Genomic DNA, 18900 nt, shown 5'->3' with positions numbered 1-18900 from the left:
GTATCTTAGGCAAATAAAATATATGTATCAAGTTACTTTTGATTATGCCAAAAAGAACCTTGATGAACTATGCGATCGGGCTACAAAAGAATCTGAAGGCGTAGCGATCGTTAGTGAAAACCGCAGCTATATTTTGATTGCCCAAGAAGAATGGGAATCACTTATGGAAACCGCGATGATTATGCAAACTCCTAACATTCTCCAACAAATCGAAATAGCAAGACAAGAATATCTGGAAGGAGAAACTGTAAGCATGGAGCAGATATACAGATCGTCTTGTGTATGAAATCTACAATGAAGATTTGGTCATTTTAGTGATTCGTGCAAGAACTCATTATGGAGAATAGAAATAGACTAGATCGCGAGTGTATTTTGGTTTTGATTTAGGCGATCGCCTCCAGAATCTTTCTTTACCTGTAAAAACTACTTGACGATAAAGGCGAGCGTGGAGAGTTCAAGCTTACTTGGCTGCAATGGATTGTTACAATTTTAGTGACACCTTGCTACTACTCCCCAACGTCATGTCAACCATCACTATTCATCAACTAGAACCAGACATTGCCCAACAGTTAGAACAACGCGCCGCCCAACATGGTCGCACCATCGAGCTTGAAATTAAGGCAATTCTCAAAAGCGTATTAGCGCCCAAAAAGCCAAGCAATACTGACCTCGCCACTGCCATTAATAGACGCTTTGCAGACTTTGGAGACTTTGAAATTCCCGAAATGCCTAGAGAACCCATGCGTTCCTTACCAACATTTGACATGGGCGATCTATGAAAATTGTTCTTGATACCAACGTCCTGTCAGAACTGATGAAGCCCCAAGGTTCACAAACAGTCAAATCTTGGGTTGCTGCCCAGCCTAGAGAAAACCTATTTACCACCAGTATTAACCAAGCCGAGATCCTTGGTGGCATCGCTATTATGCCCGAAGGTAAACGTAGCAAAGCTTTACAAGAATCTGCACAGGCTATGTTTAATGAAGACTTCGCGGGACAGATTTTATTTTTTGACTCAGACTCAGCAAACTGTTTTGCTCAAATCACAAGCGATCGCCGCAAAAAAGGGAAACCAATAGCTCAAGCTGATGCTTTGATTGCCTCTATATGTCTAGCTAATAATGCAGCGATCGTAACTCGCAATGTTGACGATTTCCTAGATTGTCAAATCACAATTATTAATCCTTGGAATTATTGAGCGATCGCTTCACAGAAATATCATAACGGGAGATTTTACGCGCATCCGTAATTGTTAAAGTACGCAAGCGATCGCGAATATATTTGGGTTTTGATTTAGGCGATCGCTGAGTTGATATTGGCTTAGTAGGCTAATTTTTTTCCTGTACTAAAATTCTCCCCAATAAAAAAGAGGGCATATGCCCTCTTTTTTATTAGCTTGTTTGTGGATTAGACAGAAGCCAAAAATGTTTTCTTGTATTCAGCGATCGCTTCCTTCAAGATTGCTTCAGCATCCTTAGTCAAGGTCTTCTCAGCCTTAACGATTTCGGAATACTTAGGCTTGCTGGTTGCCAAGTAGTTACGCAGACCCTTGTTGAATGCACCAACTTGCTCAACTTCCAATTCATCAAGATAGCCATTAATTGCGGTGTAGATAATCGCAACTTGATCCCATACGGGCAATGGAGAGTATTGTGGTTGCTTGAGAATTTCGCGAAGACGCTGACCACGAGCTAGTTGTGCTTGAGTGGTTTTATCCAAATCAGACGCGAACTGAGCGAAAGCTACGAGGTCATCGTACTGAGCTAGTTCTAGCTTGATCTTACCTGCAACCTGTTTCATTGCCTTGATTTGTGCCGCAGAACCAACACGGGATACCGAGATACCAGGGTTGATCGCAGGACGAATACCAGCGTTGAACAAGTCAGAAGATAAGAAGATTTGACCATCGGTAATCGAAATTACGTTGGTAGGAATGTAAGCAGATACGTCACCAGCTTGGGTTTCGATGATAGGCAATGCGGTCATCGAACCACCACCAAGTTCATCACTCAACTTTGCTGCACGTTCGAGCAAGCGAGAGTGTAAGTAGAATACATCCCCAGGATATGCTTCACGACCTGGTGGACGACGGAGCAAGAGAGACATTTGACGATAGGCTTGAGCTTGCTTCGACAAGTCATCATAGACGATCAAAGTGCCTTTGCCTTGGTACATGAAGTACTCAGCCAATGCTGCGCCAGTATAAGGAGCAAGGTACTGCAAGGTAGCAGGATCGTTAGCACTTGCCATAACTACGATGGTGTATTCCATTGCACCGCTTTCACGGAGTTGGTTAACCACGTTAGCAACGGTGGAAGCCTTTTGACCGATCGCTACATATACGCAGATACAATCCAAACCTTTTTGGTTGATAATTGTGTCGATCGCCACCGCAGTTTTACCTGTTTGACGGTCGCCAATAATCAGTTCGCGTTGACCACGACCAACAGGAATCATTGCGTCGATCGCAGTAATACCCGTTTGGAGGGGTTCAAATACGGATTTACGAGCAATAATGCCAGGAGCAGGGGATTCGATTAAACGAGTTTCGGTTGATTTGATGTCGCCCTTACCATCGATAGGCTGAGCCAAACCATCAACAACACGACCAATGAATGCTTCACCTACGGGAATCTGTGCGATTCTACCAGTTGCCTTTACAGAGCTACCTTCAGCGATTTTACGACCTTCACCCATCAACACAACACCAACGTTGTCTTCTTCAAGGTTCAGCGCAATGCCGACAGTACCATCTTCAAATTCCAGCAACTCGCCAGCCATGCACTGTTCCAAGCCATAGACACGAGCGATACCGTCACCGACTTGCAGGACAGTACCAACGTTGGAAACTTGCAGCTCTTGGTTATAATTAGCAATTTGCTGCTTGATAATATTGCTTATTTCGTCAGGTCTGATGCTAACCATAGTTGTGTTTTACCAGTTATCAGCGATCGATTTTATTTTTAATATTTGAGGGGGTTAGCTATTAGTGATTAGCTTTTAGCTATTGGAAATTGGTGATGGGTAATTGGTGATTGCGAATCGGTAATAACTTTTTCCCTTTGCCTTTTACCCTTTTCCTTATTAGGCAGCAGCGAGGCTGCTCTTGATGCGACGTAGTTGTCCGCGAATGCTGGCATCTACTACCTGAGAACCAACCTTAATGATGACACCACCAATTAAGTCGGAATTAACTGTAATCGAAAGTTCGACTGCCTTAGCACCAGTCAATTTTTTGACTCGATCGCGTAAGGAATCTTCTTGCGCTCTGCTCAATTGAAAAGCAGAAGTAACTTCGGCAAGAGCAACGCCATCAATCACACGCAATAGAGCTTGGAACTGTTGAACGATCTCATTTAAGAAGGCGATGCGCTTGCGATCAACTAAGAGAAGTAAAAAGCTTTTGGTAAACGCATTTACTTGCGAACCAAAAACACTTTCAATTACGCCTTTTTTGACATCCGCACCAATGAGAGGACTTGCAAATAGTTGGCTTAATTCAACGGAATCGCTAAGAGTATCGCCAATTAGTCGTACATCTCTGGCGATCGCATCGAGACTATTTTGCTCTTGAGCCAAAGAGATCAAAGCGTCGGCATAGGGAGCAACGACCGCTTGACTAACAGAATTAGATTTCATGTTTTCTCCTAGTCAGAACTCAAAAGGGCAATGCTACGGTCAATTAATTCGATCTGAGCATCTTCACTCAAACCACGATCAAAATAAGCCTGTACACTGGCAAGAGATTTTTCAGCAACTTGCTGACGCAATTGCACAATGACACGTTCTTGCTCAGTAGCAATTTCTTGATCGGCAGCTTCATGCAAACGTGCAATATCAGCATCAACCGTCGCCAAAATTAAATCAGCCGCATTCTTCGCATCGATTTCAGCTTGCTGGCGCAATTTTTCTGCCTCAGTCTGAGCCTGAGCCAATTTATTTTGTTGCTCTGCAAGCTTAGCCGAAGCTTCATTTTGACGCTTTTCTGCATCAGCGATCGCCGATTGAATCGACTCTAAACGTGATGAAAGAATTTTGCCAAGAAAACCGCGACCTGCGTATACCAGAAAAGCTAGGACAATTACTAAGTTAATTACATTAGTTTCAAGAATATCGGTATTTAACCGAATTCCTGAAGATTCGCCTGCTTCGCTAGCAAGTAAAACGAAATTGCTAATCATAAACGTTATTTCTATTACTCAATATCAGCCAGAAGCCAGACAGAAACTATCATAGGACTATGAAGACTAGGATCTTACTAAATTACCTAGTAGCTTTTCGAGAACTTGGCGACTGAGTGAATCTACTTCTGCATCTAAAGATGCTGTGGCATCTTGCTTTTGTTTTTCGATTTCAGCTTTCGCACTAGCAACTTTTGCTCTTGCTTCTGCCGTAGCTGCGTCAATACGTTCTTTGCGAATCTTATTTGCACTCGCTTGAGCATTAGCCAAAACATTTTGAGTTGCCTTACGAGCAGCAGCTAGCTCTTGCTCATATTGCTTTACAACTAGTTCTGACTTCTCTAGACGCTCCTTCGCGCCTATAATCTGCGCTCTAACATAATCATCGCGATCATCGATCGCTTTGGTTAGAGGCTTAAAGAAGATAACGTTGAGGATAGCGACAAAGACGATGAACTGCACCGCCATAATTGGGAGAGTGGCATTAACGTCAAATAATCCACCTTTCTGCTCAACAGCTTCCGCAGCAAGCAGAACATTTGAGACAAAGTTCAAAAGTATCATAGGTATTTTGCCAAAAAAATTCGGTTGCTAGAGTCAATAAGAAGCTAGGAGCAAGTACTCATAGCTTCTTGTGAATTAGCTCTTAGGCAAAAGGGTTGGCAAAAAGTAAGATTAGAGCAATAACTAGACCATAAATGGTAAGAGCTTCCATAAACGCAAAGCTCAAAAGCAAAGTACCACGGATTTTGCCTTCTGCTTCAGGTTGACGTGCGATACCTTCAACAGCGCGGCTAGCAGCAGTACCTTGTCCGATACCAGGTCCAACTGCGCCAAGACCAACAGCAATACTAGCGGCGACTACAGAAGCTGATGCTACTAATGGATCAATCATGTTTTTACTTACTTTTTAGTTAATTTGTTGAGAGTAGAATTTATTTAACACAGCAGATATACACCTGCGAAGTTATAGAGAAGTCAAAAGTGAAGATCTCAAAGAGAAAATTAAATAGATTTGATACTATCTAATGCTCATGACCTTCATCGCCATGACCTTCCATTGCTTCACCAATGTAAGATGCTGCCAATGTTGAGAAAATCAGTGCTTGGATTGCACTAGTAAAGAGTCCTAAAACCATCAATGGTAAAGGAACGAATAGAGGTACTAAGAGAACCATAACACCTACCACTAGCTCATCAGCGAGGATGTTTCCGAAAAGACGGAAGCTTAGGGATAGAGGCTTGGTGAAATCTTCTAGAACCCATAAAGGAAGAAGGAATGGAGACGCTTGAACGTATCTGGTAAAGAATTCCAGTCCACGCTTCTTCAATCCGCCGTAGAAATAGGCTAGGGAGACTAACAGAGCCAGTGCGACAGTGGTGTTAATATCACCAGTAGGAGCGGCAAGCTCACCTTCTGGCAATTTAATTAGCTTCCAAGGAATTAATGCCCCTGACCAATTTGATACGAAGATAAACAAGAACAGACTACCAACAAATGGTACCCATTCTCTATAATGCTTCTCGCCGATTTGGTCTTTGGCAATGCTCTGGACGTACTCCAGAGCGTATTCCATGAAATTTTGAAAACCTGCGGGAACACGTTGGTCGGCTTTGGCGGTGCTGGACGCAATAAGTGCAGCAACGATGACTACGCCCATTACGATCCAACTCACGATTAATACTTGAGCGTGTACCGCTAGGTTGCCGAACTGCCAATAAAGGTGTTTGCCCACTTCTAGCGCGGCGAAACTGTTTTGTTGGCTAAAAATTAATGGATCGATCATGTTCGATATGTTACAACCTATAGGAGGTCAAATCAGCGAGAATCGGACTTACTTGTCAGATCTTGAGCAAGAATCGCAATTACAGCAATCTTATAGGTCATAAATCCAAAAAAAGCGGGTAAAACCTGCAATTGTTCGGACTTGGCAGCGATCGCAATCAGGATGACAAATACACCAAATCGAGCATAACCGAGACGCTTGGACTGCTTTCCAAGCCGATCTACTCCTTTAGCTAACATTCTGAGATAGATAGCGCCAAACAATGCGCCTATAAAATAGCTAAGTGCAATTTTTTGTCCATACACGCACCAGACCACTAGACCGATAATCAATCCAGAGGCAAGGGTTAGTACTAACAGCTTCTTCTTAAGGCGGTTGTATTCTTCCAGAGCATCAGTAACTGATACGGAGGAGTTTTCGGCAACCGTCTGCGAAGCTGTACTGTTTTTTGCGGGGATAATCTTCACTGTTGACTTTTAGCGAAAATTGCTGATTATTTTGAGTGAAGAACCAGTACTTAAGACAGTACTCAAATGGGTATCCAAAAACTTGGATGTAGCTGCCTACACCGTTGCTAAGCATATCACGCAAGATGTCACATTTGCTTTACAACTCTTCAACAAATAAGTAAGTAGGAGTGTGAAGCCTGCTCCTATACTTTTTGGCGGATATTTTTAACTAGGTATTTCGTCTATGTTGGGGTGTTACCATAGCAAAAAGTTTTAGACTAAATGTTGCCAAGTTTTCTAAAGATTTCTTAAAATTTTGTCGAAAAATTTTTAAGATTTTAAGCACTCTCAGCATTCATCTAAAATTCATTACTTTTTGTGAGCATTCAGAATTTGCAACCTATGTCCACACCTGCTAAGCCCCGCTCGTTTCAGTTTGCTTTCCAAGCCGCAGTTTTGTCTGTTATTTCCTCTGCTGCTTTGTTGCCTTTAGGGGCGATCGCGCAAAATGCTTCGCCACAGAAGCCTCAATCCCAGCCTGTAGAATCTCCTAAACCTAATGCCCTTGAAAATAGTGTATTTAGTATTTCAGGTGGTCAGCGATTGGTAGCGGAGTCAGCCGCCGCAGTCAGTCAACAAAACTATGATTTGGCTGTGACCAAGCTGCAAGATGCTCGTCAAGTATTTAATCAATTATCAAATTTTTATCAAGAGCTAACGACAAGCTTTTCTGGTATTGATAATCGCATCTCTGATAGTCATCGTCGGAAGGCTTTGCAAACGGCTCAGTTACGGGATGATGCGACCTACCAGCTTGCGGTGGTCTATCGTGCTAAGAATCAGCCTGAATTGGCAATACCTCTATTGGTGCAATTGATCCGTAGCCAAGCGCCAACCAGAGAGTTGGGACAACAGGCTTATCAACAATTATTTGAGCTAGGTTTTGTTGATGCTCAGTATGTGCGCCCCAGTGCCGCTACACCTTAAAAAAACAAAAGTCAAATAGAGAGTCGCGGCGCGACCCTCTATTTGACTTTTAAGAATTTTTTGCCCACCAAGCTAAACCGTAACGTTGGCTTGGTGAATTTTTTTGAGGAGACTTAAATACAACTCGGAGTTTGTATTTGTCTGTAGATGGGATTTTGATAAAAATATGCTGTAAGTTGTCAACTTGGCTAACCGATGACCAAATACTTTGAGAAATATCGGTATCTTGCGATCGCATTAAATACAATTCGAGTTTATTAAAGCCTTCGTCGGTAAAACTTTCACCAATATCAAATAAACCATTGCCATTTTTATCATTGAGTTTGACCTGACGATCCCAAGTTAAAGTCGCCGAGATATAGCTATCAGCTTCTAGAGGTTTGGCAAACACGTAGTCTTGGTATTGATCAACTTCGACAATATTGGTGTCCCATCCGATCGCTTTGATATTTTCTGAAATATTGTTTTGAGAAGTATTGGGCAATTGCTGTCCTGCTTGGTATTGCAGAAAAGCCCGATGGGCATTGAGTTGTCCTGCGCCAAGGTACCGACTGAGGGGAATAGTCCGACTGACGTAGGCTTCGGTGTCAATCCATGTTTTACCAAAGGCATCGAGAATAGTTTTAGACATGCCGAGAATTTTGCCATCCCCTTGATCTTGGATTTTATCCGCAGAGTTGATCAAGACAGCTTTGATCAATTCGTGACGACGCGCATCAATGCTCCAGTTGCCAGCTTCAATTTGGCGATTGGCATATTCATGTAAAAGGGCGATCGTACCGACGACATGGGGGGCGGCAAAACTGGAGCCATTGGCATTTTTAAATTTACTCTGGAGCGTAGGGAGCTTGAGGTTATTCCCGGGGGCAAGGAGTGCAAGCGATCGCCTGCTATTAATGGGGCTTTCTACACCTGCTGTCCATTTGCCGTCTTTATTCAGATCACTGAATACTTCTCCTTGATCGTATTTGCCATTGTCATTGCGATCAATGAAGGGTTCATCAATGAGATTGCCGCGATCAGCTTGACGGTAAATGCCATCGACCTCGCGAGTAAAGCCGACTGTAAAACCGTTATATAGATCCGTGGGAATGGGGATACCTCCTTTGCCTTGATTGCCTGCAACTATGGGCAAGGTGTTGTAGTTGTTGGCTACCCAATCAACGCAGAGGGTAAGCAGAGCATTACCATCTAAAAGTGGTTTGGGTCTTGGATCTTCACTTAGTAGTTCGCCAAAGCTAAAATTGATGGCGCGAACGGTGCTGTTATATTGTCGAGCGACATACTGAGCTGCTAGACAAGCTTCGGGCTGTCCATCTTGCCGACGCTGTGAATATGCTGAAGAAAGTAGCTTAGCATCGGGGGCAATTCCCCGCCGAATTTTGTCTTGACTAATGATCACGGCTGCAACTTGAGCCGAGTGATCGTCTAGATTTTTATTGGGGATAGCTTTACCATCACGAAAAAATACTTCGTAAGGTTGGACGATCGCGCGATCAATTTGCAAAAGTTTGTTCGATATTTTATCGACAGCAAATCGAGTAGGGCGGCTGAGTTCAACTTGCCCAATAAATACATTTTTGCCTGTGAGGTTATAGGGCGTTTTTTGTAAAACACGTGCATCAATCCCTTGGCGATCGACTGATTTGTCTAAAGCCCAACTGGTGGGGCTAGTGGCAATATGGGAGGAAATATTGAGCAAAATCCAACCGACAAACCAACCTAATCTACGCATCTTTACTTTCCTTATTTTTGCCTACAGGATTTTGCACCAAACATTTACTAGGATAATCACAAATTTCCATATCTAAGCATTGCTTAGGGTCGCACAGTAAAATAAAGCCCCGATTTTTGGAGTGAGGCGAATCCATGCAGTAAAATCGTTTTTTTATTAAATTGCTTACTCCTGTATTGCATCGTCCAATGTTTACCGTAATTAGATATGCAGAAATTGACTCGACTAATAGTGAGGCATGGCGACTGCTTGAGCGTCATCAGGATTCTGTAAATACTGTAATTATTGCCAAACGCCAAACTAAGGGAAGGGGACAACGCGGACATAGTTGGCAGTCAGATCTCGGTGGACTATTCATGTCCGTGATCTTGCAACCTAATTTAGCTGCATCTCAGGCGCATCAAATTACGCTATGGACAGCTTGGGGCATTGCTAAGGCTCTGAATCAGACAGGGGCAAATGTGAAGCTGAAATGGCTCAATGATTTGTTAATCGATCGCCGTAAGTTGGGAGGCATTCTCACCGAAACCAAGATTGAGGCAAACAAAATCCTCTATGCGGTGGTGGGGATTGGGATTAACTGGACAAATGAAGTTCCTGATGGTGCGATCGCTTTAGGTGAGTTGCCAACGACTTTATCAAGTATGGATGAATTAATCGAAGTGGTGCTAACGGGGATTGAAATGGGGCAAACTCGTTGCGATCGCGAAGGGATCACCAGCCTTTTGGCGGAATATTTAGAGATGCTAAGTGAACGCTATGTGCGTAAAACGATTGACGGTCGGGAACTTCAAGGTCAAATTATCGACATTAGACCAACAGGCGAACTGGTAGTAAGATGGGAGGGCAACACCCAAGATGCGATCTATCAGCCTCAAAACTTTTCTGTCGGCTATCAGTAGACTCAAATATGCGAAAATCCACTCTTTCTACCATTACTTTAGCGACTTTGCTTTGCTTCTCCACAAATAACTATCTCCTAGTTAGCTCAGCATATGCCGCAAGCAAATCAGCCGTTTCCCCTGATATTGCAGTATCTCAGACTTCCGCTCCAGTTCCCCAAGCGCAACCTCAACCAGCGATCGCTCCTGCGCCTACCACTGTCGAAATCAAAACCGAAAAAGCCTATAAATCTGAGCCTACTAATAGTTCTAGCAATTCTAGAAGTAATGGCGAATCGGTTCAGGTCAATATTGAAACTACATCTAATCGATCGGCACGAGCAGAGTCTTCGCGATCGCAACCTGTAGAAATTGTTCTTGAAAATCGCTCGAGTGGTTGTCAAACTAAAGCGAGTAATCTGTCAAGTCGCAGATCAAATCTTTGCGCCCCTGAAGTAGCAATTAGCGATCGGCAAAACTACTACCAAAATGGCAATGTTCTCTATGCTGCTGCCTCGGGCGAGACCGCCGTACAAGTTCGCCGCCTCACACCAGAAGAGATTGCGGCAATGAGCTTACCTAGCAATGGCGATAAGCAAATGCTCTTCCCATTGATTGCCCCAACGGCTATTAGTTCGTTATTTGGAACTCGCGTCCATCCTGTCACTGGGCAAGTTCGCTTTCACCAAGGTACTGACCTTGCTGCTGCTGAAGGCACACCTGTAGTCGCCGCCTTTAGTGGTCGAGTAGAAATTGCGGGTTGGCTTGGTGGTTATGGCTTGATTGTCGTTATTTCCCACGGAGATACCCATGAGACTCGCTATGCCCACTTGTCTGAGGTATTGGTTAAGACAGGTCAAGAGGTCAAGCAGGGAACGGTGATCGGTTTAGTCGGTAGTACTGGCTTAGCAACTGGCCCCCATTTACATTTCGAGATTTGGCAAAAGATGAAGGATGGTCTCGTAGCTATCGATCCTACGCCGCAGTTGATGCTTGCCATGGAGCAGTTACAAAAGTATCTCGCCCAATCGCCTAAGTCTGGGAATAAAGCTTAATAAAAAATAAGAGAGTGCGCTAGCACTCTCTTATTTTTTACAAGTGAGCGATCGCTAATAGTTGACCAAGCTTTCTATAGGTATAGCTAATTTTCAACCAAGAAAAAATGTTGAAAAAATTATTAATTAAGCCTTCAGTAAGCAACCCAATTATCACAACCCTAGAGCAAAAACTTGTAATTAAAAAACTTGGTAAATTAGAAAGCCTAGATAATCAAATCTTGCAAAATCTTTTGCCACAAATTATTGGAACCTCTAAATAAAAATATTTGATTCATATAGAAGCTATGCAAGATGCTCGACAATATGCTCCAGCTACCGCCAGAAATCGTGATGCAATTTTAGAAGTACTATCACAAATTTTGCCAACAACAGGTAGTATCCTCGAAATTTCTAGTGGTACTGGTGAACATGCTGTCTACTTTTCTCCACACCTGCAACCACGACAATGGATACCCTCTGACCCTAACCCGATCGCTATTGCTAGTATCACTGCTTGGCAACAACATCAACCATCACCGAACCTCGTTGCGCCTCTAACTATCGATGTGACAGAACCTGACTGGAGCGATCGCCATCAACTGCAAGATCAAAATATTCAGGCGATCGTAAATATCAATATGATTCATATTGCCCCTTGGACCGCTTGCCTCGGTTTGATGTCTGGCGCAAACAGGATTTTGCCTGAAGGAGGCATTTTGTATCTTTACGGCGCATATAAACAAAATGGTAAACATACTTCGCCTAGCAATGCCGAATTTGATGCTAGTTTGCGTTATCAAAATCCAGAATGGGGAGTACGGAACCTTGAAGAAGTCATCGCTGTTGCGGCTGAGCAAAACCTGACATTGCAAAAAGTGCACCCTATGCCATCGAATAATCTATCCGTAGTTTTTCAGAAAACCATAGCGATCGCTACGTAAGTTAATGTCAGTCCGACGAAAGTGAACAATGGTAAGAATCGCTTTGCGATTCTTACCATTGTTCACCATTTGTGCTTAGGCACAGTGTAAATTGCTGTATTGATCGCCACGTAAGTTATCGAGAGGGAGTTGTATCGCAAAGCGATACAACTCCCTCTCGGAGTTTGAGTTTGCGAAATAGAAATAGAGCTTAGTAACTGTCCTATTCTTTTGGGTTATGAAAAGCGGTATATTGGCTAGAGTGACCCATTTATTGATCCAAAATTTAAAAAACCTTGATTGCAACTCCCATTAAACCAACGACAAGACGACCTGTATTTCCTTTCACCGCCGTGATCGGACAGGAAGAGATGAAGCTCGCCCTGTTGCTCAACGTCATCGATCCTAAGATTGGTGGAGTCATGGTAATGGGCGATCGCGGTACGGGCAAATCCACCACCGTTCGCGCCCTAGCCGACCTCCTACCCGAAATTGAAGTTGTTGCCGACGACCCCTTTAGCAGCCACCCCACCGATGGCGACCTACAAAGCGAAGAAGTCCGCCAACGCATTGCCAATGGTGAGAAGCTACCCGTGACAACCAAGCAAGTCATCATGGTGGACTTACCCCTTGGTGCAACCGAAGACCGCGTTTGCGGCACAATTGACATCGAAAAAGCCCTATCCGAAGGTGTCAAAGCCTTTGAAGTTGGACTACTTGCCAAGGCAAATCGTGGCATTCTCTACATTGATGAAGTTAACCTCCTCGATGATCATCTCGTCGATGTGTTGTTAGACTCTGCCGCCTCTGGATGGAATACCGTTGAGCGTGAAGGGATTTCGATCCGCCACCCTGCCCGCTTTGTGCTAGTTGGCTCAGGCAACCCTGAAGAAGGCGAATTGCGTCCACAGTTGCTCGATCGCTTTGGGATGTATGCCGAAATCAAGACCGCTCGCGATCCTGAATTGCGTTTACAAATTGTCGAAAATCGCACCACCTTTGATAATAACCCCCACGCATTTCTCGCCGAAAAGTCTGAGCAACAGGCTGAAAAGCAAAAACAAATCGTGAGAGCACAGACTATCCTCAATGAAGTAAATATTGATCGCGATTTGCGTCTAAAAATCTCGACAGTTTGTGCTGATCTGAATATTGATGGTTTGCGTGGTGATATCGTCACTACCCGTGCAGCCAAGGCTTATGCGGCTTCGGAAGGACGCAAAGAAGTAGAAGTAGATGATATCAAAGCCGTAATAGGTCTCTGCCTACGACACCGTCTCCGCAAAGATCCTCTAGAATCCATTGATTCAGGCTACAAAGTTCTTAAAACCTTCAATCAAGTATTTGGTCTTGAAGAAGAATAGAAGCCTTTGGGGCAATTCATGAATTGCCCCTACTTCTCAAAAAACGAGAAACAAGTTGCAGCGCAACTCATCTTCTATTTTTGTGTCATCACAAGGCTGGCGATAGCTATATATGGAAGAATATAGATGGAATGATGAGAAAAACAGGTATTTACTACAAACAAGAAATATTTCTTTTGAAGATATAGTTCAAGCTATTGAAAATGGTCAGATACTTGGAATAGTTGGAACATCAAGCTTAGAAAAGTATCCAAATCAGTCTGTTATAGTGGTTAGAATTAAAGACTACGTTTATTGTGTTCCTTTTATCAAAGATGGCTCTGTAACTTTTTTAAAGACTATTTTTCCTAGTCGAAAAATGAAAAAAAGATTTCTAGGAGATCAAGAGGATGACTAACTTGAACTTTGACAATATGAATATTGATGAACTTACTATCTCTCTCCAGTTAGATCAAGAAGAACAGGCTTTACTAGAAAGTATCGAAAATGATGAATGGGTCAGTATTCCTAACGAAAAAGAAGAAATGAAACATTTTCAGGAAATGGCTATTAGTCAAATGTCTAGACAAAAGATTGAAGTCCAGATGTCAATACAGGATACTGATAAAATCTATGGCTTGGCGAATCAACTTGGTAAATCTGTATCTAGCTTTGCTCAAGATATTCTTCATAAATATTTGAAAGGCGAACTAGTTGAAAAAACGTGATTTACAAAATTGTTATGCCGCCGCTTAGTGATCGGCACAACAACCTGAGTTTAGTCTATAACTATGCTAGAAATACTTTTGTGTAGTCTCGCTAAGAAAAATGCTGGAAAGCCGATCGCATTTCTAATCCGTCAATTTGATTCCCTTCGATAATTTCGCCAATAATTGCCGCATTAGATAATTGATGTACAAATGGCTCGGCTAACTTAAAAGGCATACATAAAATTAGTTCAAAATCTTCACCACCATACAAAACCCAATCTAAGGCACTCTCACCTGCTAATGTCCTTACTGCCCGATGAATTGGCAGCGATCGCCAAAATATTTTCGCGCCGACTTTACTAGATCGACAAATTTGGGCGATCGCATCGGCAAGACCATCACTGCTGTCCATGCCTGAAATCGGGAAATCCTTTAAATGATTATGTTGTTTGAGCAGTTTATGTAAAAGGGCGATCGCATCAAAACGCGGAATTGGTCGCTGATGACAACGGCAAATCGCTTCAACTAAACCTTCCCCAGCAAGAATACGATTCCTAACTTTGAGTGGAGCTAATAATTTCTCTTTTAAGTTTGCATTAAATAGAAGTTCTAACCCTGCCTTTGAGAGTCCATGTACCCCCGTCATTACGATCGCATCACCAACTTGTGCCGTATGTCTTTGAATGATTTGACTTTGATGAACTTGTCCAAACGCTGTTACGGATAAAGTCCGAATTGGCGATCGCACCGTGTCTCCACCCACTAATTCTGTACCGTAGGTTTGCAAACATTCACTAAAGCCTCGATATACGCCTTCAATCCATGCAACTTCTGTATCAGGTGGCAAGCCCACAGACATCACTAATCCCCAAGGTTTAGCCCCCATTGCTGCCAAATCTGATAAATTCACAGCCGCCGCACGCCAACCGACATCTTCAGGATTCGTAGTGTGATCGCTAAAATGGACTCCATCCACTAACATATCGGTAGTAACGACCATCTGATGCTCTGGCAAGGTTGTCCCCATCGGTGCTGCGTCATCGCCAACTACATCACTACAGTATTGCCGAAATATTTTCAGCAATCCTTGCTCACCCAAACTTTTAATTGTTGCAGTCATATTTTTTAAAAGAACAAGGGGCGGAAGCCCCTTATTCAATTATGGATAGAAAGTTAGCTTAGGTAAAGCTAATGACTCTTCCCAACCCATCATAATATTCATACATTGCACAGCCTGAGCCGCTTGACCTTTCATAAGATTGTCGATCGCTGAAACTACAATGACGCGACCTGTGCGCGGATCAACTTCCACACCGAGATAACAGAGATTTGTCCCTAATGCCCATTTCGTTTGTGGAAAAATATTTTTGGGCAAAACCTGTACCCATTCAGAATTGCGATAAAAAGATTTATAGATCGTCAGCACATCATCTTTGACTAAACCGGGGTCGCGTAACTTTGCATATACCGTCGAAAGAATGCCACGAATCATCGGAATTAGGTGAGGTGTAAATTGGACTAACACCTCTTGACCTGCTAGATCACTACAAACCTGTTCGATCTCAGGGGTATGGCGATGATTGGCAATACCGTAGGCTCCAAGGGAACCATCGGCTTCGGCAAGTAATAAATTGGTTTTGGGCTGACGACCTCCCCCTGATGTCCCCGACTTTGCATCAATGATGATTGTACTAGGATCAACTAAACCTTGTTTGAGTAATGGTTGCAGCGCTAGTAAACTCGCTGTGGGATAGCAACCTGCACAACCAACTAGATTTGCCGTGGCAATGCGATCGCGATAAATTTCGGGTAAGCCGTAAACCGCTTTAGAATTAACTTCGGCATCGGTACGTGCTTCTTTGTACCAAGATTCATAGATGTGTAGGTCAGTAAAACGATAATCTGCGGAGAGGTCAAGCACTTTACAGCCCTTAGCTAACAATCTTGGCGCGATTTTGCTAGCTAGACCATTAGGTAATGATAAAAAGACAACCTGAGCGCGATCGGCCACCTCTTCAGGTTCCAAATTTTCGATGGGTAAATTCACAGCATGGGAAATATGGGGATAAAGGTCTGCAAAATTTTGACCTACAGAACCACTCCCACCCATATAAGTAATATTTACTAATGGATGCTCTAGCAGCAATCTGACTAATTGGATACCCCCATAACCTGATGCGCCAATAATACCTACGGGGATCCGATTCTGTGCGCTCATAAATTTACTCCATCAAAAATATTAAAAATGCTTTTCGAGTTTGGGGTAATAACTTAGCATAAGCCAAGTATTTAACCTCAGTTCAGCCTAGAAAACCCTATAGGGTTTTCTAGGCTATTTAGAGTAATGGTTTGTGTTGCCAACTGTGAGGACAACATAAACCTTACAACTCACGGACTGGAAAAGCTCTACAGACTTTTCTATTGATTTAGGATATGTTGTGAAAAATGACTCACATATCTAATCCCATTACCGTAAATGTAAAGTGCACTTCGTACAGAAACATTTGATGCACAATCAAAGCTTTTTAGATTTTGTCGGGATAGTTATTAGTACATTGGCATACTTAAAACCCAAATCTAAAACCTGTAGTACCTGCACCGCCTGCATTACAGGTTTTAAAATTTTATAATTAATCGAGTCTACTTACCCAATTATTCAAATTTAAGGAATCTTGAGGCTCAACAGGTCTAGAGCATTGCAAGCAAAGTCAATCTCTCAAAACATCCTCAGTCTGATAATAGTTGCGATTTATTGCAAAATTGATAAATCACCTATGTGGGTGAAGAAATATAGCTTTAATTTGTGTGAAGTTTTGATATCGCAATGATTGTTGAAGAAAATAGACAAATAAAAGTAATGTCTTGCTGCTTATTTTGAACAAGTATATACAGCAATTTAACGTCAATAAAGTTTAGTAAAATAAATCAAAGCTACTACTAGGGGGACAGAAAATAACTAGACATCATTGAGTAAAAAACGTTTTACACTAGCCTGCGTATCATTTGTTGTGATAACACCCCTTGAAAATAAGCTCAATACTAGAAATATTTTTTTCGTGTTTCCATGTATTTACTGTGGCTGGATAATTTTACATAAGTCAGATTTTTTTAATCATTTGGTGATTTTAAAAACATTTTCTAACTTTATCTAATATTTTTGTCCAATATGCTTAAAAGTGTACGACAATAAGTATGTAATTCTAAGTGGATTAAAATATCCCCAGACTTGAAAATTTCTCCTGTTTATTTAGAGAAAGCTTTTCAACTTTGAAACCTTGAAATTTCTGATAATCCTATGACAGACAATGTAACTACTCCTTTAACAGGAAAGGCTCTTCTTCAAAAGGCAAAAGAGCTAAATAACTTGCCTAAGCGTGAACAAGCTAAAAAATGTGGGTATTTTACTCGGGGGAAAGATGGTGTAGACCGCGTTAATTTAACAGAGTTTTATGAGGCAGTACTTGCTGCTAGAGGGTTTGCGATTAATCCTGAACAGAACAAAGATGGGCGCGGTCGTGAACCAACGTTTCGTGTTAGCGTCCATAAAAATGGGCAAATTGTAATTGGTTCTACTTATACAAGATCAATGGGGTTGAATGAAGGGGATGAATTTGAAATTAAGCTTGGATACAAGCATATTCATCTAATCCAGTTGACTAACGATCAACCAGAAGATGGAGAAGAATAAAGACATTCATGTAAATCTATATAGTGACTATGGTTAAGCTTATCCGCTGCAAGTGATCTTATATCTAAGGTTTTTAGGCTTTAAGTTTAATCAATTAACTATTTAATTTTAATTAGTACAACTGAGCGAGAAGATTAATAATGCTTAAGGATAAAGTATTTAATTTTCTCGTTTTTTCTTTATTCTGATTTTTTGTGTTTTTGATTCGTAGGTTTTCTTTCTATGCAGCTTGTAGATACTCACGTACATATTAACTTCAAAGATTTTCAGGAAGATCTTAATGCCGTGCGCGATCGCTGGCTAAATAATGGTGTAACTAAGCTGGTGCATTCCTGTGTTAGTCCTGACGAATTTACACAAATTCAAGCGATCGCGGATCAATTTCCTGAAGTCAGTTTTGCGGTTGGACTACATCCTTTAGATAAGCACCTTAATGCTACGGGTTGGAATCCTGAAATTGGCGATCGCATTAAGACTTTAGCAATTAGTGATCGGCGAGTGGTGGCGATCGGTGAGACGGGGTTAGACTTTTTTAAGTCTGATAGTAAATCTGCACAAATTGAAGCCTTTAAATCGCAACTACGCACAGCGCGATCGCTAAATTTGCCCGTAATTATTCACTCTCGCGAGGCATCAGTTGCTACCCGTGAAGTATTACAAGAAATTAATGGCGAATCTCCCCAAGAACCAATTCGGGGTGTGATGCACTGCTGGGCAGGAAATCCAGAGGAAACACAATGGTTTATCGATCTGGGGATGTATATCAGTTTTAGCGGCGTGGTTACTTTTAAAAACGCCCATGATCTTCATGAGTCGGCGAAAATTGTGCCTAGCGATCGCCTACTAGTAGAGACTGATTGTCCATTTCTCGCACCTGTACCAAAACGAGGCAAGCGCAATGAACCTGCCTATGTGCTGCATGTGGCGGAGAGTGTCGCAAAGTTACGCAATGTCGAGTTAAGTACACTCGCTGAACAGACCACCAGTAACGCCTTTACATTGTTTGCTCTTAACTAAACGTCAGTTTGACGATGGCGGAAAATAGTAAAAATCGCTAAGCGATTTTTACTATTTTCCGCCATTTATGCGGCGCTTCGCGCCGCATAAATGGCGTTATCGAACTCATGTTAACTAACATTAGTTCGGGTTAGCTGGCAAATTTTAAAAATCCAAAAGTAAAAG

General features: G+C 42.3%; 23 protein-coding genes. 13 read left to right on the top strand and 10 right to left on the bottom strand.

The features are described from left to right. Positions 1–22 precede the first annotated feature (22 nt). The 3 genes from NMG48_RS17675 (at position 23) to NMG48_RS17665 (ending at position 1198) form a co-directional block, all read left to right on the top strand. Positions 23–286, top strand: a complete 264-nt coding sequence (locus NMG48_RS17675; RefSeq protein WP_271252758.1) for a type II toxin-antitoxin system Phd/YefM family antitoxin — start codon at positions 23–25, stop codon at positions 284–286. Between the two features lie 187 nt (positions 287–473). Further along, the gene (locus NMG48_RS17670) at positions 474–779 is read left to right on the top strand and encodes a FitA-like ribbon-helix-helix domain-containing protein (protein ID WP_271252757.1); all 306 of its coding nucleotides are present in this window, start codon (positions 474–476) and stop codon (positions 777–779) included. After that, positions 776–1198 carry a type II toxin-antitoxin system VapC family toxin gene (locus tag NMG48_RS17665; protein WP_271252756.1) on the top strand — a complete coding sequence of 141 codons (423 nt, stop codon included), beginning with the start codon at positions 776–778 and terminating at the stop codon, positions 1196–1198. Before NMG48_RS17670 ends, NMG48_RS17665 begins: the two co-directional genes overlap by 4 nt. Before the next feature lie 209 nt (positions 1199–1407). Here NMG48_RS17665 and atpA read toward each other — a convergent pair whose 3' ends face one another. The 7 genes from atpA to NMG48_RS17630 all read right to left on the bottom strand — a co-directional run bounded on the left by atpA (position 1408) and on the right by NMG48_RS17630 (position 6435). Continuing rightward, positions 1408–2925, bottom strand: coding sequence for a F0F1 ATP synthase subunit alpha (gene atpA, locus NMG48_RS17660; RefSeq protein ID WP_126387015.1), 1518 nt, complete (start codon positions 2923–2925; stop codon positions 1408–1410). A gap of 159 nt (positions 2926–3084) precedes the next feature. Next, positions 3085–3639: an ATP synthase F1 subunit delta gene (atpH, locus tag NMG48_RS17655; protein ID WP_126387014.1), complete on the bottom strand. Its 555-nt coding sequence runs from the start codon at positions 3637–3639 to the stop codon at positions 3085–3087. An 8-nt stretch (positions 3640–3647) separates the two neighbouring features. Then, positions 3648–4181: a F0F1 ATP synthase subunit B gene (locus NMG48_RS17650; RefSeq protein WP_174235261.1), complete on the bottom strand. Its 534-nt coding sequence runs from the start codon at positions 4179–4181 to the stop codon at positions 3648–3650. 66 nt (positions 4182–4247) lie between these two features. Next, positions 4248–4745 (bottom strand): F0F1 ATP synthase subunit B', encoded by a 498-nt coding sequence (locus NMG48_RS17645; protein WP_126387013.1) that lies wholly within the window; start codon positions 4743–4745, stop codon positions 4248–4250. An 82-nt stretch (positions 4746–4827) separates the two neighbouring features. Next, positions 4828–5073 carry an ATP synthase F0 subunit C gene (gene atpE / locus NMG48_RS17640; protein WP_126390241.1) on the bottom strand — a complete coding sequence of 82 codons (246 nt, stop codon included), beginning with the start codon at positions 5071–5073 and terminating at the stop codon, positions 4828–4830. 133 nt (positions 5074–5206) lie between these two features. Then, on the bottom strand, positions 5207–5968 hold the full coding sequence (atpB, locus tag NMG48_RS17635) for a F0F1 ATP synthase subunit A (protein ID WP_126387012.1): 762 nt from the start codon (positions 5966–5968) through the stop codon (positions 5207–5209). Between the two features lie 32 nt (positions 5969–6000). Then, positions 6001–6435 carry an ATP synthase subunit I gene (locus NMG48_RS17630; protein WP_271252755.1) on the bottom strand — a complete coding sequence of 145 codons (435 nt, stop codon included), beginning with the start codon at positions 6433–6435 and terminating at the stop codon, positions 6001–6003. Between the two features lie 384 nt (positions 6436–6819). Here NMG48_RS17630 and NMG48_RS17625 point away from each other — a divergent pair, with 384 nt between their 5' ends. Continuing rightward, positions 6820–7404 carry a hypothetical protein gene (locus NMG48_RS17625; RefSeq protein ID WP_271252754.1) on the top strand — a complete coding sequence of 195 codons (585 nt, stop codon included), beginning with the start codon at positions 6820–6822 and terminating at the stop codon, positions 7402–7404. Between the two features lie 49 nt (positions 7405–7453). Here NMG48_RS17625 and NMG48_RS17620 read toward each other — a convergent pair whose 3' ends face one another. Beyond that, the gene (locus NMG48_RS17620) at positions 7454–9139 is read right to left on the bottom strand and encodes a S8 family serine peptidase (RefSeq protein WP_271252753.1); all 1686 of its coding nucleotides are present in this window, start codon (positions 9137–9139) and stop codon (positions 7454–7456) included. Between the two features lie 188 nt (positions 9140–9327). Here NMG48_RS17620 and NMG48_RS17615 point away from each other — a divergent pair, with 188 nt between their 5' ends. From NMG48_RS17615 to NMG48_RS17585, 7 genes are all read left to right on the top strand, one after another. Beyond that, a complete protein-coding gene (locus tag NMG48_RS17615) occupies positions 9328–10041 on the top strand; it encodes a biotin--[acetyl-CoA-carboxylase] ligase (protein ID WP_271252752.1) in 714 nt (237 codons plus the stop codon). An 8-nt stretch (positions 10042–10049) separates the two neighbouring features. Then, on the top strand, positions 10050–11075 hold the full coding sequence (locus NMG48_RS17610) for a M23 family metallopeptidase (RefSeq protein WP_271252751.1): 1026 nt from the start codon (positions 10050–10052) through the stop codon (positions 11073–11075). A gap of 107 nt (positions 11076–11182) precedes the next feature. Next, positions 11183–11338: a hypothetical protein gene (locus tag NMG48_RS17605; RefSeq protein WP_271252750.1), complete on the top strand. Its 156-nt coding sequence runs from the start codon at positions 11183–11185 to the stop codon at positions 11336–11338. Between the two features lie 15 nt (positions 11339–11353). Next, on the top strand, positions 11354–11998 hold the full coding sequence (locus NMG48_RS17600; RefSeq protein ID WP_345961287.1) for a DUF938 domain-containing protein: 645 nt from the start codon (positions 11354–11356) through the stop codon (positions 11996–11998). A gap of 275 nt (positions 11999–12273) precedes the next feature. Further along, a complete protein-coding gene (gene bchI, locus NMG48_RS17595; RefSeq protein WP_271252748.1) occupies positions 12274–13341 on the top strand; it encodes a magnesium chelatase ATPase subunit I in 1068 nt (355 codons plus the stop codon). Positions 13342–13453: 112 nt separating this feature from the next. Next, positions 13454–13738 (top strand): toxin, encoded by a 285-nt coding sequence (locus NMG48_RS17590; RefSeq protein ID WP_271252747.1) that lies wholly within the window; start codon positions 13454–13456, stop codon positions 13736–13738. Then, positions 13731–14048 carry a hypothetical protein gene (locus NMG48_RS17585; protein ID WP_271252746.1) on the top strand — a complete coding sequence of 106 codons (318 nt, stop codon included), beginning with the start codon at positions 13731–13733 and terminating at the stop codon, positions 14046–14048. The genes NMG48_RS17590 and NMG48_RS17585 overlap by 8 nt, the downstream gene beginning before the upstream one ends. 91 nt (positions 14049–14139) lie before the next feature. On the opposite strand, the gene thiL is transcribed toward NMG48_RS17585, so the two are convergent. After that, on the bottom strand, positions 14140–15150 hold the full coding sequence (gene thiL, locus NMG48_RS17580; RefSeq protein ID WP_271252745.1) for a thiamine-phosphate kinase: 1011 nt from the start codon (positions 15148–15150) through the stop codon (positions 14140–14142). A 39-nt stretch (positions 15151–15189) separates the two neighbouring features. After that, on the bottom strand, positions 15190–16248 hold the full coding sequence (gene argC, locus NMG48_RS17575) for an N-acetyl-gamma-glutamyl-phosphate reductase (protein ID WP_271252744.1): 1059 nt from the start codon (positions 16246–16248) through the stop codon (positions 15190–15192). 1077 nt (positions 16249–17325) lie between these two features. Between argC and NMG48_RS17570 the strand changes: the two genes are divergently transcribed. Together NMG48_RS17570 and NMG48_RS17565 are read left to right on the top strand one after the other, a co-directional pair. Beyond that, positions 17326–17718, top strand: coding sequence for an AbrB family transcriptional regulator (locus tag NMG48_RS17570; protein WP_271252743.1), 393 nt, complete (start codon positions 17326–17328; stop codon positions 17716–17718). 222 nt (positions 17719–17940) lie between these two features. Then, complete coding sequence (locus tag NMG48_RS17565; protein ID WP_271252742.1) at positions 17941–18735, top strand: TatD family hydrolase; 795 nt, start codon at positions 17941–17943, stop codon at positions 18733–18735. The last annotated feature ends 165 nt before the right edge of the window (positions 18736–18900 follow it).

Origin of the sequence: Pseudanabaena sp. Chao 1811 (assembly GCF_027942295.1) — a bacterium.
In the GTDB taxonomy this organism is placed as follows: Bacteria; Cyanobacteriota; Cyanobacteriia; order Pseudanabaenales; family Pseudanabaenaceae; genus Pseudanabaena.
The sequence above is the reverse complement of the archived record's forward strand: the minus strand, read 5'-3'. Positions and strand labels throughout refer to the sequence as shown.